General features: G+C 70.3%; 12 protein-coding genes. 5 read left to right on the top strand and 7 right to left on the bottom strand.

Features of this window, described 5'->3' with window-relative positions:
- The first annotated feature begins 22 nt into the window (after positions 1-22).
- The 5 genes from EXU32_RS15525 to trxA all read left to right on the top strand — a co-directional run bounded on the left by EXU32_RS15525 (position 23) and on the right by trxA (position 4,884).
- Positions 23-2,011 (top strand): hypothetical protein, encoded by a 1,989-nt coding sequence (locus EXU32_RS15525; RefSeq protein WP_130630721.1) that lies wholly within the window; start codon positions 23-25, stop codon positions 2,009-2,011.
- Positions 2,012-2,019: 8 nt separating this feature from the next.
- On the top strand, positions 2,020-2,649 hold the full coding sequence (gene sigM, locus EXU32_RS15520; protein WP_130630720.1) for an RNA polymerase sigma factor SigM: 630 nt from the start codon (positions 2,020-2,022) through the stop codon (positions 2,647-2,649).
- Positions 2,642-3,397 carry a hypothetical protein gene (locus tag EXU32_RS15515; protein WP_130630719.1) on the top strand — a complete coding sequence of 252 codons (756 nt, stop codon included), beginning with the start codon at positions 2,642-2,644 and terminating at the stop codon, positions 3,395-3,397. The genes sigM and EXU32_RS15515 overlap by 8 nt, the downstream gene beginning before the upstream one ends.
- A gap of 108 nt (positions 3,398-3,505) precedes the next feature.
- Positions 3,506-4,525 (top strand): thioredoxin-disulfide reductase, encoded by a 1,020-nt coding sequence (gene trxB / locus EXU32_RS15510; RefSeq protein ID WP_130630718.1) that lies wholly within the window; start codon positions 3,506-3,508, stop codon positions 4,523-4,525.
- A gap of 35 nt (positions 4,526-4,560) precedes the next feature.
- Complete coding sequence (gene trxA / locus EXU32_RS15505) at positions 4,561-4,884, top strand: thioredoxin (protein WP_130630717.1); 324 nt, start codon at positions 4,561-4,563, stop codon at positions 4,882-4,884.
- Positions 4,885-5,004: 120 nt separating this feature from the next.
- Here the strand turns inward: trxA and EXU32_RS15500 are convergent, their stop codons facing one another.
- The 7 genes from EXU32_RS15500 to rnpA all read right to left on the bottom strand — a co-directional run bounded on the left by EXU32_RS15500 (position 5,005) and on the right by rnpA (position 10,617).
- Positions 5,005-6,102 (bottom strand): ParB/RepB/Spo0J family partition protein, encoded by a 1,098-nt coding sequence (locus EXU32_RS15500; protein ID WP_130630716.1) that lies wholly within the window; start codon positions 6,100-6,102, stop codon positions 5,005-5,007.
- Positions 6,099-7,010 (bottom strand): ParA family protein, encoded by a 912-nt coding sequence (locus EXU32_RS15495; protein ID WP_130630715.1) that lies wholly within the window; start codon positions 7,008-7,010, stop codon positions 6,099-6,101. Before EXU32_RS15495 ends, EXU32_RS15500 begins: the two co-directional genes overlap by 4 nt.
- A gap of 473 nt (positions 7,011-7,483) precedes the next feature.
- Positions 7,484-8,122: a 16S rRNA (guanine(527)-N(7))-methyltransferase RsmG gene (gene rsmG, locus EXU32_RS15490; RefSeq protein WP_130630714.1), complete on the bottom strand. Its 639-nt coding sequence runs from the start codon at positions 8,120-8,122 to the stop codon at positions 7,484-7,486.
- Between the two features lie 34 nt (positions 8,123-8,156).
- Entirely contained in the window at positions 8,157-8,828 is a 672-nt protein-coding gene (locus tag EXU32_RS15485) for a protein jag (protein ID WP_242612815.1), read from the bottom strand.
- Positions 8,829-8,876: 48 nt separating this feature from the next.
- Positions 8,877-9,917: a membrane protein insertase YidC gene (gene yidC, locus EXU32_RS15480; RefSeq protein WP_130630713.1), complete on the bottom strand. Its 1,041-nt coding sequence runs from the start codon at positions 9,915-9,917 to the stop codon at positions 8,877-8,879.
- Positions 9,914-10,246, bottom strand: coding sequence for a membrane protein insertion efficiency factor YidD (gene yidD, locus EXU32_RS15475; protein ID WP_207233823.1), 333 nt, complete (start codon positions 10,244-10,246; stop codon positions 9,914-9,916). Before yidD ends, yidC begins: the two co-directional genes overlap by 4 nt.
- Positions 10,243-10,617, bottom strand: a complete 375-nt coding sequence (gene rnpA, locus EXU32_RS15470; RefSeq protein WP_130630712.1) for a ribonuclease P protein component — start codon at positions 10,615-10,617, stop codon at positions 10,243-10,245. The genes yidD and rnpA overlap by 4 nt, the downstream gene beginning before the upstream one ends.
- Positions 10,618-10,627 lie beyond the last annotated feature (10 nt).

The raw sequence follows: 10,627 nt of genomic DNA, 5'->3' as shown, positions 1-10,627 counted from the left end.
TCCACCGGCTCGGGGACCTAGGATGGCGCGGCAGACATCCACCGACGAGAGGGACAGCGTGCACGGGGTAAACCCGGGGACCGAGCTCGGTCGCTACACGGTCGAATCCCGGATCGAAGAGATCCCGGGCGGCGAACGCTGGGCGGCCAGGGACACGACGCTCGATCGCGACGTGACCCTGCTCGTCATGCCCGCTGACGCCGACACCACGGCGGCGGCCCTCGACGCAGCCCGACGCGCGGCCGGGGTCGAGGCCGCCCAGCTCGTGCGCATCCTCGACGTCGGTGGCGAGGGAGACCTCGCCTGGATCGCCGAGGACGCCCTCGACGGGGCCCGCACCTATGCCGCGGCCATCGGCACCGACGGCCTGCCCGCCGAGGAGGTACGCCGCATCACCGGTGAGGTCGCCACCGGTGTCGAGGCGGCCCGCGCCCGAGGGCTGCACCACCTCGCCCTCACGCCCGAGATCGTCCAGCTGACCAGCGACGGCCGCGTCAAGGTCCGCGGCCTCGCCACGACCGCAGCGCTCGCCGGCATCGAGACCGAGGGCGCCGAGGCCGACCGCGACGACGCCCAGAGCATCGTGGCCCTCGCCTACGCCGGTCTCACCGCGACCTGGCCCCTCGACGGCACCACGACCCTGCCCGCCGCTCCCCGCGAGCACGGGCGGGTCCAACCCCCTTCGCACCTGGCCGTCGCCGTGCCGGGTGACCTCGACACGATCTGCCGCGAGACGCTCACCGACGGCACCGGGCCGGACTCGCCCGGTGACTACGCCGCCCAGATCGCACCCTGGTCTCGCATCCCGCTCGCAGGTGCCGTGCGCACCAGCCCGACGAGCGCCGGCGAGGCGCCCACCGAGCGCGTGCCCGTCAGCGCAGCCTCGACCGCTGCCGGGACCAGCGGGACCAGCGGGACCAGCGAACCCGGTGACGCGTCGCTGGCCACGGCCGTGGACGCCGATGACGACCAGGTCACCCGGCCGATCGTGCTCGACGACGACGGCCGGCACACGGTCGTCATCACCCCGGGCGGACGCGGGGGCAGCCACCGAGCAGCACCCGCCACGGGGTCCTCGCCGCACCCCGATGCGGGTGACGAGGACCGCGCCACCGCTGGCGACGACCAGCACGGCCGCACCGCCACTGCTGCTGCTGCAGCGGCGGCAGCAGCAGCGGCCGTCGGGACCGGTGGCAAGGTCATCGGCGATCGCCTCGGCAAGGCTGCCCGGACGGCCGGCGACCGGTCCAAGGAGGCCATCCACGACGCCCGCGCCCGACGTGAGGCCATCCGCGCCGACCAGCGCACCCGCACCTCCCTGGGCTCCGCACCGGCCACCGCCGAGATCGAGCCTCCTGCCCCGCTGCTGCCGGCCGAGGCCGGTGCCCCGCCGAGCCGCAGCCAGGCCAACTTCGTGATGATGCTCATGACGGGCTTCGTGCTCCTGGCGTGCCTCCTCGGGGCCCTCGGCACCTCCCGCATCGGCTCCGGCAGCGACCTGGGCAAGATCCTTGGTGGCGACGAGACCACGGCGGCTCAGACGACCGAGTCGACCTCCGACGCTGGCAGCGACGGCACGGGTGAGCCGCTGGGCATCATCAACGCCGCCGGCTTCGACCCGCCGCCCGGCGACGGCGCCGAGCACAACGCCGAGGTCCCGCGCGTCTACGACGGCGACCCCTCGACCAGCTGGACGACCGAGGGCTACAACAGCGAGAGCTTCGGTGGCGTCAAGCAGGGCGTCGGCATCACCGTCGACCTCGGGCAGGCCCAGAAGATCAGCTCGGTCACCCTCGACCTGCCCACCACGTCCAACGCGACCGTCTACGCGGGCGACCAGGCTGCCAGCTCGGGCACGGAGATCGGCAAGACCGAGGGTCGCAGCGGCCAGATCGTCCTGACTCCGTCCTCCGAGGTCACCGGCCAGTTCGTGACGGTCTGGTTCACCTCCCTCGCGTCGAGCGACGACGGACGATTCCGCGCCGCGCTCGGCGAGATCGCCGTCCGCTGAGCCCGGTCGTGACGACTCCCCCCGTCACCGAGGACGACGACCGGGCCCTGATGCGCCGGCACGCCGAGGGCGACCCCGATGCCTTCGGTGAGGTCTACCGACGGCACCGTGACCGCATGTGGGCCGTGGCCGTCGGTGTCTGCGGCGACCGAGAGCTGGCGGCCGAGGCCGTGCAGGACGGATTCATCTCGGCCTTCCGACGGGCCGACACCTACCGGGGCGAGGCCGCGGTCACGACCTGGCTGCACCGGATCATCGTCAACGCCTGCATCGACCTGACACGGCGGGTACGGCCCACGAGCGAGCTCACCGACGACGTCATCCGGCTCGCCCCCGCCACGCCCGACGCGACCGGTCGGGTCGACACCCGGATGGCGGTCCACGAGGCCCTCCACAAGCTCCCCGAGGCCCAGCGCCTGGCCCTCGTGCTCGTCGACATGCACGCCGTCCCGGTCGCCGAGGCCGCCCAGATCCTCGACGTCCCCCGGGGCACCGTCAAGTCCCGCTGCTCACGCGGGCGTGAGGCCATCGGGCGCGCCCTGCGCGGCGCGGGGTTCGACGCCGAGGGAACCTCCGGGCCCTCCGACTCGTCAGACACATCAGGCCAGACCAACCCCCAGGGAGGTGGCCATGACTGACCAACAGGACCCCACGGGCATGCGTCATCTACTCGCGAGCCTCAAGGAGAGCGGACCCATGCCCGCCGACCTCAACGACCGCATCCGCGCCAGCCTCGCGGACGAGCACGCCGCACGCGGCGGCACGACCGACGACGCGGCCACCGACGACGCCGGGCACGAGTCCGGCTTCTGGGGGGCCATGGACGAGCCGGGCCGATCCCCCCTTCGCCGTCGCCGACCGGTGGCACCCTGGATCCTCGGGGCAGCCGCCGCGACCGTGGTCGCCCTGGGCGTGGGCGGTCTCATGCTGAAGAACGCCGGCACCGACAGCGGGGCCTCCGACGCAGCCGCCCAGAGCGAGAGCCGGGCGCAGCAGACGACCGACCAGAGCTCGGCAGGCGCCGCCGCGCCATCGGCCGACAGCGAGGTCCCGGCCTTCGCCATCACGGCCAGCGGGGCCGACTACAGCCAGGCGAGCCTCGCCGACGGCGCCGCCAAGCTGCTCGACAACCCCACCGAGTTCCCGCGCAACACCGATGACAAGGCCCTCGGCACCATGACGACCGCAGCCGGCGCGACCGACTGCCTCGCGCGTCTGGGCCAACCGCAGATGCAGGCCGTCGTGATCGACGTGGCGCGATTCGACGGCAAGGACGGGCTGCTGCTCATCGCCGAGACGCTCCCCGAGGGGCCCTCGCTGGCCTGGGCGGTCACCTCCGGCTGCGAGCCCATCTGGCCCGACCCCGTCAGTGTCCCCACCTCGTGACCTCCCGGGTGTCCTCGACACCCATGGAACAGACGGCCCTACGATGACGTTGACATCGTCAGACCGTGCGCGCCCTGCCGCGCCACCACCGATCCAAGGACTCACCTCGTGGCCGACGCCAGCTCCGACATCCGCAACGTCATCATCATCGGTTCCGGCCCGGCGGGCTACACCGCGGCCGTCTACGCCGCCCGTGCCAACCTCGAGCCGCTGATGTTCGAGGGCTCGGTCACGGCCGGCGGGGCCCTGATGAACACCACCGACGTCGAGAACTTCCCCGGCTTCACCGAGGGGGTCATGGGGCCCGACCTCATGCTCAACATGCGCGCCCAGGCCGAGCGCTTCGGCACCGAGATCGTCACCGACGACGTCACCGCCGTCGAGCTCGAGGGTCCGGTCAAGGTCGTCACCGACGGCGAGGGCAACACCCACCGCGCACACTCCGTCATCCTCGCGATGGGCTCGGCCTACCGCGAGCTCGGGCTGCCCGACGAGAAGCGCCTCTCGGGCCACGGCGTCAGCTGGTGTGCGACGTGTGACGGCTTCTTCTTCCGCGAGCAGGACATCATCGTCGTCGGCGGCGGTGACTCCGCCGTCGAGGAGGCCACCTTCCTGACGAAGTTCGCCCGCTCGGTGACCATCGTCCACCGCCGGGACGAGCTGCGCGCCAGCAAGATCATGGCCGACCGCGCCCACAGCAACGCCAAGATCCGCTTCGCGTGGAACAGCGAGGTCGCTGCGATCCATGGGGAGGACAAGGTCACCGGCGTGACCCTGCGCGACATCGTCACCGGCGAGACCCGCGAGATCGAGGCCACCGGCCTCTTCGTCGCCATCGGGCACGACCCGCGCAACGAGCTCGTCAAGGGTGTCGTCGACCTCGACGACGAGGGCTACGTCCTCGTCGACGGCCGCTCCTCGCGCACCAACCTCGACGGGGTCTTCGCCGCAGGCGACCTCGTCGACCACACCTACCGTCAGGCGATCACCGCCGCCGGCTCCGGGTGCTCCGCTGCACTCGACGCCGAGCGCTGGCTCGCTGCCCGCGAGGAGGCTGGCTCTCCTGCGGAGGACCAGGCCCTCACCGCGCAGGACAACCCCGTCGCCGGCACCGTCGGCGCCCGCTGACCACCCCACCCGAGACCACCCAAGGAGACAACCACATGGCCACCACACCGACCACCGATGCAACCTTCGAGCAGGACGTCCTCAACAGTGACGTCCCCGTCCTCGTCGACTTCTGGGCCACCTGGTGCGGCCCGTGCCGCGCGGTCGCGCCCGTGCTCGAAGAGCTCTCCGGGCAGTACGAGGGCAAGCTGAAGATCGTCAAGCTCGACACCGACGCCAACCCGCAGACGACCGGTCGTTACGGCATCACCTCGATCCCGTCGATGTACGTCTTCCAGGGCGGCGAGGTCGTCAAGACCATCGTCGGCGCGCTCCCGAAGCCCAAGATCGTCAAGGAGCTCGAGCCCTTCATCGGCTGAGTTCCCCTGCGCCACAACGTAATTGGTGTGGCTGATCGGCAAGAGGCCGCGTGGTCGAAGAGAGATCCCTTCACCACGCGGCCTCTTGCATGCCGGCTCCCGAGGCAGCTCCCGCCGCCGTCAGGACTCGTCTGCGTCGACGCCCATCTGGCCGAGGACCCGGTGGAGGTCCTCCATCGAGGCGAACTCGATCGTCATCCGCCCCTTGCGTTGCCCCAGATTGATCTTGACGCGCGTGTCGAGGCGGTCGCTGATCCGGCCGGCGAGGTCGTCGAGCTGGGGGTGGTGCTTCCCGGCCCGGGGAGCGGCCCGTCGCTCCTTCTCGGGGTCCATGCCCAGGGCGACGATCTCCTCCACCGTGCGCACGGACAGGCCCTCGGCGACGATGCGCTGGGCAAGGCGCTCCATCTGACCGCCGTCCTCCAGGGTGAGCAGCGCGCGCGCGTGACCAGCGCTCAGCACTCCCGCGGCGACTCGCCTCGCGACGAGCGGAGGCAGGCGCAGCAGCCGGAGGGTGTTGGAGATCTGCGGTCGGGAGCGACCGATGCGCCCGGCCAGCTCCTCCTGGCTGCAGCCGAAGTCGTCGAGCAGCTGTCGGTAGGCGGCAGCCTCCTCGAGGACGTTGAGGTTGCTCCTGTGGAGGTTCTCCAGCAGCGCGTCCCGCAGGAGCGCGTCGTCCTCGGTCGCCTTGATGATGGCCGGCACGGTCTCGTTGCCGGCCGCCTTGCTCGCCCGCCAGCGACGCTCGCCCATGATGAGCTCGAAGTCCACGCCGTCGACGCCGTCGAGACGGCGCACGACGATCGGTTGCAGCACCCCGATCTCCTGGATCGAGTGCACGAGCTCGGCCATGTCGTCCTCGTCGAAGACGGTCCGTGGCTGCTTGGGGTTGGGCCGGATCGCGGAGACGGGGACCTCTGCGAAGGTTGCTCCGGGGACTGCGGCGAGTTCCTCGTCGGTCGCGGTCACGTCCTGCTCGGGTTCCGCGGACGCTCCCGCCGGTGTCGTCGACGTCGTCCCATCCGCACGGGGAGCCGCAGACGTCGCGCCCGATGCCGCCGCGTCGGCCAGCATCCCGGCCGCCGTGTTGGGAACCGCCGCAGGCCGATCCTGGTCGCGGAAGAACACGTCGACCGGCCGCTCGAGCCGCGGCGCGCCGCCCGACTCGGGGATCAGGGCGCCCAGACCGCGGCCGAGGCCCCGTCGCTTCTCACTCATGCTTCATCCTTCGTCTCGACGCCACGGTGGGCGATCTCAGCGGCTGCGTCCAGGTAGCATCGCGCGCCGGTGCTCTGCGGGTCATAGGTGATGACGGTCTGTCCGTGGCTCGGGGCCTCTGACACCCGGACCGATCGAGGAACCGTGGTGTCGAGGACCTGGGCGGCGAAGTGCTCGCGCACCTCGGTGGCCACCTGCGCCGAGAGGCGCGTGCGTGCGTCGTACATCGTCAGCAGGATGGTCGAGACGTGCAGGTCCGGGTTGAGGTGCGTCTTGATGAGCGTGATGTTGTTGAGCAGCTGGCTCAGGCCCTCGAGCGCGTAGTACTCGCACTGGATCGGGATGAGCACCTCCTGCGCAGCGACGAAGGCGTTGACCGTGAGCAGGCCCAGGCTCGGCGGGCAGTCGATGATCACGTAGTCGATCCGCGGCTCCCCGGCCGAGGCACGTTCGCGCATCCATGCATCGAGGGCCTTGGCCATGCGGCTCTCGCGTGCCACGAGCGACACGAGCTCGATCTCTGCACCCGCAAGGTCGATCGTGGCCGGGACGCACCACAGGTTGTCGACGTCCGGGCATGCCTGCATGGCCTCGGAGATCGGCATGCCGTCCACGAGCACGTCGTAGATGCTCGACACGTCGGCTCGGTGGTCGATGTTGAGCGCGGTGCTCGCATTGCCCTGGGGGTCGGTGTCGATCAGCAGCACCCGCAGACCGCTCTGGGCCAGGGCTGCGGCGACATTGACTGCTGTCGTGGTCTTGCCCACGCCGCCCTTCTGGTTGGACACGGTCATGATGCGCGACTGCGCCGGTCGTGGCAGTGAGGGCGGCACCTCCTCGACCACTGCGCCCTGGGTCTCCGCGTCTGGTTGCGCTGGGACCGCCGTGGCAGTCAGGGGCTCGGGCATCTGGGGTTCATCCTCCACGTGGGGCGGGTCGACAGGGGCTGGGGCCGCTGTGGCCTCACCCGGGGAGGACTCGGCAGCCGCGGCGTCGTGCGCCTGCGTCAGGGCTACGGGTGCGACCGTCGGGCGGACGCCCAGCCAGCCGATGGGTGCACTCGTGGGCACCGGCGGCAGGGCAGGCCACCCGACACCCGAGGCTACGGATCGTGCTGGTGTCACCGAGACATTCCTCCTGTTGGACGACGAGCCCCGCCATACAACCCCACTGCGGGCCGACACGCCAAAAGCGGGCGCCTCCGCACGACTGCGTCAGGCGCCGGGAGCGCTCCGACTGGTCCCGGTCCACGCGTTGTCCCCAACTGACGGTGGACAACTTCGTCATGTTTCACGTGAAACCGGTGACCCGTGTGGCGTGGCCGTTTCACGTGAAACGGCCGACTTCTCCGCGAACTGGGGCCGACGAGATCGCCCACCCGTCAGCTCGACGCCTTGACGCTGTCCACAGTGAGCGTCGGCTCATCCACAAGCCCATCACCGTGCGGCGTGACGCGGCTGCTCGTGACACCGAGCCGTCGCAGCACCTTCGTCGCGGACTCGAGCTCCTCTGCGGCGGCACGGCCCTTCATCGCGATCATGCTGCCGCCGGGCGTGACCAGGGGCAGGCACCAACGGGCCAGCTTGTCGAGACGCGCGACCGCCCTGGCGGTGACGTAACGGGCCTGCAGCACGTCGTGGAACTCCTCCGCCCGCCCGCGGTGGACGGTGACGTTGTCCAGCCCCAGGTCCTCGACGGTGGTCGTCAGCCACTCGGTCCGGCGAAGCATCGGCTCGACGAGGTGGATGTCCAGATCGGGGCGTGCGATGGCCACTGCGATGCCGGGGAGCCCGGCGCCGGAGCCGACGTCGACCACACGGGCGTCCGCCTCGAAGGCGTCCTCGATCACGGCGCAGTTGAGGACGTGACGCTCCCAGAGGATGGGGACCTCTCGCGGTCCGATCAGCCCGTGGCTGACTCCGGTGTCGGCGAGGATCGCGGTGAAGGCCTCGGCATGGGCAAGGCGCCCACCGAAGAGTCGGTGGGCGCCTTGCGGTGCCAGCGGGATCTCAGCAGTCATGACCCCAGCGTTTCACGTGAAACGGGGACGGTCGTCACGCACCCTCCGGCGCGTCCTGCGGCGCGGTGCTGTCCTGCGCGCGCGCATCGTCGCCGTCTCCGGCGGCGTCCTCGGCGTCGTCCCCGTTGTCGGCGGGGTGGACGACGACGAACCGTCGCGGCTCCGTCCCGGAGGAGTCGGACACCAGGCCAGCGGCCAGGACCGCGTCGTGGACGACCTTGCGCTCGAAGGCGCTCATCGGCTCGAGGTCCACGGACTCGCCACTCTCCTTCACCGACGCGATGGCACGACCAGCGATCTCGACGAGCTCTGCCCGGCGAGCCGCGCGGTGGCCGGCGACATCCAGCATGAGGCGACTGCGGTCACCCGTGGCGGACTGGACGGCCAGGCGAGTGAGCTCCTGGAGCGCCTCGAGCACCTTGCCGTCCTGCCCGACGAGGCGGCGCGGAACCCGACCCTCGTCCGAGTCGACGACGGCGACCGCGGCACGGTCGCCGTCGATGTCGAGGTCGATGTCCCCGTCGAGGTCGGCGATGTCGAGGAGGGTCTCGAGGAAATCGGCTGCGACCTCCCCTTCCCGCTCCAGGAGCTGGCGACGCGTCTTGCGAGGCTGGCTCGTCTCGGGGGCGCCGCTCTCCTGCTCCTGAGCGTCCTGCTCCGGGGCATCGTGCTCCGGGGCAGCCTCTGGCGTGGGGTTGTCAGTCATGGCTTCTCCTGCGTGTGGCGGGCGGCTGTCCACGTGGGACGGCCGAGGTCAGTTGTCGGTCGTGGGCTTCTGCTCGTCGACGGCTGAGGCCGGACCTGACTTCGGCGGCGTGCCGCCCTTCTTCTTCGCGCGCTTCTTGGACGTCGGCTGCTGGCGCTGGCCCGAGATGACTCCCTTGGACTGCAGCTCCTCGGCCATCTCCGCGTCATGGGCCCGCTCGCGCGTCTCCTCGGGGGTGTCCAGCGACTTGCCGGCCTTGCGCCGACGGTCCTGCATCGCCTTCTCGGCCGCCGACCCGGGCGCAGGCATGCGACGGATCACGTAGAACTGCTGGCACATGGTCCACAGGTTGGTCGTGAACCAGTAGATGAGGACACCGATCGGGAAGTACACACCAGAGACCGCGAAGATGATCGGGAAGAGATACAGCATGATCTTCTGCTGCTGGGCGAACTGACCTTCCAACGCCGCAGCCGGCATGTTCTTGCGCATCAGCTGGTACTGCGTCGTGAAGGTGGTCAGCGACATCAGGATGATCAGCGTGACCGTGACGATCTTGACGCTCAGACCACCGTCGGTACCCAGGAACTGGGCGGACAGCGGGGCGCCGAAGATCGAGGACGACTCCGCCTGGGCGGCAACCTGCTGGGTGATCGGTCCGATGCCACCACGGGCACCAGACCCGATCTCGTCGAGGTTGTTGAGCACCCGGAAGAGGCCGAAGAAGAACGGCATCTGGGCGATGATCGGCAGGCAGGAGGCGAAGGGGTTGGTCCCGCTGTCCTTGTAGAGCGCCATCGTCTCTTCCGTCATCTTCTGACGGGAGTCGGGGTCGTTCTTGCCCTTGTACTTGGCCTGGATCTTGGCCATCTCGGGCTGGATCAGCTGCATCTTGCGTGAGGCGTGAATCTGCTTGACGAAGAGCGGGATGAGCGCTGCCCGCATCACGAGGACGAGTCCGACGATGGACAGGGTCCACGTCCAACCACTGGCCTCCGGGAGACCGATCGTCGTCAAGGCACCGTGCCACAGATACATGATCCAGGCGACGAGCCACTCGAAGGGGTAGATGATGTCGCTGAAGCTCACGTGGTGAACGTCCTTCGGTCGGTGACGTCGGTGTCGACGCCGTCGTCGTACGCCGCGATGTCGGCGAAGCGGGGGCGGGCCAGATCAGGCGAGCCGCGCTGCGCCCACGTCTCGGGCACGTGGTCGATGCCCCCGGCGGACCAGGGGTTGCACCGCACAAGGCGATGCACGGTCAGATAGGCGCCACGGACGAGACCGAACCGCTGCAGAGCGGTCACTCCGTACGCCGAGCAGCTGGGGAAGTAGCGACAGGTCTGCGGCAGCATCGGCGAGACCAGGAGCTGGTAGCCGCGGACGAGCCATACGAGGGGCAGCGCGAGGATCTTCATGTCACGTCACCAACGAGCAGGTGACGCAGGCAGTGCCGCAGGGCCGCACCGAGCTCGTCGCTCGTCGCGTCGGCAGCCGTCGGGTTGGCCCGCACCACGAGGTCCGTGCCGGCTGGCAAACTCCCCAGGATCGGCGCGGCCTGCGCCCGCAGGCGCCTCTTGACCCGGGTCCGCGTCACGGCATTGCCCACCGCTTTGGACACAACGAGACCGACGCGCGGGGAGGAGTCTCCCCGGACGTCGGTCTGAGTCGCGTCCGCCACACGGGCATGAACCACGAGCAGCCTGGAACCGTGGCGCCGAGCGCCTCGTCCCCGGATGGTTGCCGCGAAGTCCGCGCGGTCCGTCAGGCGGTGCCGCGCGGGCAGCACCGTCGGCTCG

The sequence above is a fragment of the Janibacter limosus genome (assembly GCF_004295485.1).
GTDB classification, from domain to species: Bacteria; Actinomycetota; Actinomycetes; order Actinomycetales; family Dermatophilaceae; genus Janibacter; species Janibacter limosus_A.
This window is presented reverse-complemented; position numbering and strand designations above follow the sequence as displayed.